Origin of the sequence: Phycicoccus flavus, from assembly GCF_004025965.2 — a bacterium.
In the GTDB taxonomy this organism is placed as follows: Bacteria; Actinomycetota; Actinomycetes; order Actinomycetales; family Dermatophilaceae; genus Phycicoccus; species Phycicoccus flavus.
This window is the reverse complement of the sequence record NZ_SAYU02000142.1, coordinates 1-1426: the sequence shown is the minus strand read 5'-3', so window position 1 is coordinate 1426 and position 1426 is coordinate 1. Positions and strand designations below refer to the sequence as shown.

Annotated in this window: 1 protein-coding gene; it reads left to right on the top strand. The window is 67.9% G+C overall.

Annotated features, from left to right (window positions below; genetic code table 11):
* The first annotated feature begins 69 nt into the window (after positions 1-69).
* The gene (locus tag EPD83_RS20210) at positions 70-1380 is read left to right on the top strand and encodes an IS256 family transposase (RefSeq protein ID WP_407676044.1); all 1311 of its coding nucleotides are present in this window, start codon (positions 70-72) and stop codon (positions 1378-1380) included.
* Positions 1381-1426 lie beyond the last annotated feature (46 nt).

Here is a 1426-nt window from a genome sequence, read left to right as displayed (position 1 = left end):
GGGACTGTCCGCTGAACGGTGTTTCCGGCCTGACACGCCAGCGAGGCTGGCGGGAAGGGTTGGTCACTGATGACCGAGACAATCCCGAGCGTGAGCTCGAAGCCGAAAGAGCCGAAGAAGGAACGATCCTCGAGGGCGACTGCCGCCGAGCGAGCCGCGGTCGCGGAGCTGGTCCGTGCGGCCCGGGCCCGTGGTGAGGAGATCACCGGCCCGGAGGGGCTGTTGAAGTCGATCACCGCGACCGTGCTGGAGACCGCGCTGGAGGAGGAGATGACCGACCACCTCGGTCACGCCAAGCACCAGGGGCCGCCGGGCGGTTCGGACAACATCCGCAACGGCACCCGCGCCAAGACGGTGCTGACCGATGCGGCCGGGGAGGTGACCATCGAGGTGCCGCGGGACCGGGCCGGGTCGTTCGAGCCGGTGATCGTCAAGAAGCGCCAGCGGCGGCTGAACGACGTGGACGCGGTCGCGATCTCGCTGTACGCCAAGGGGCTGACCACCGGCGAGATCTCCGCGCACTTCGCCGAGGTGTACGGCGCGAGCGTCTCCAAGGACACCGTCTCGCGGATCACCGACAAGGTCCTGGAGGAGATGCAGGCCTGGGTCTCCCGGCCTCTGCAGGGCGTGTACGCGGCGATCTTCATCGACGCGATCTACGTCAAGGTCCGCGACGGGCAGGTCGGCAACCAGCCGTTCTACGCCGCGATCGGGGTCGACCTGGCCGGGCACCGGGACGTGCTCGGGCTATGGGCCGGCACCGGTGGTGGGGAGTCGGCGAAGTTCTGGATGAACGTCCTAACCGACATCAAGAACCGCGGCACTCGGGACGTCTTCTTCGTCGTCTGCGACGGCCTGAAGGGCCTACCCGACGCCGTCGGTGCCGTCTTCCCCGCCGCGATCGTCCAGGCCTGCGTGATCCACCTGCTCCGGGCCACGCTGCGCTACGCCTCCCGCCGCTACTGGGACCAGCTCGCCAAGGACCTGAGGAGCATCTACACCGCACCCACGGCCGAGGCAGCCTTTGCCGCGTTCGAAGAGCTCGAAGAGAAGTGGGGCAAGCCCTACCCGGCCATCCCCAAGCTCTGGCGGGCGGCGTGGGAAGAGTTCACCCCGTTCCTGGCCTACGACGTCGAGATCCGCCGGGTGCTGTTCTCCACCAACGCCATCGAGTCACTGCACTCCCGCTACCGCCGTGCAGTCACCGTCCGCGGGCACTTCCCCACCGAGCAGGCCACGCTGAAGACCCTCTACCTGGTCACTCGCGGTATGGACCCCAAGGGCACCGGCCAGGCACGATGGGCAGTGCGGTGGAAGCCTGCGTTGAACGCGTTCCCTGTCACCTTCGCCGACCGCATGCCGGCCGCCGAGAACCTCTGAAGATGAACGCCGGAAACACCGTTCATCGGACACACCCGACGTCGAC

Excerpts from the sequence above, each read along its gene's own strand:
- EPD83_RS20210 (WP_407676044.1), top strand. The coding sequence starts at position 70 with ATGACCGAGACAATCCCGAGCGTGAGCTCGAAGCCGAAAGAGCCGAAG.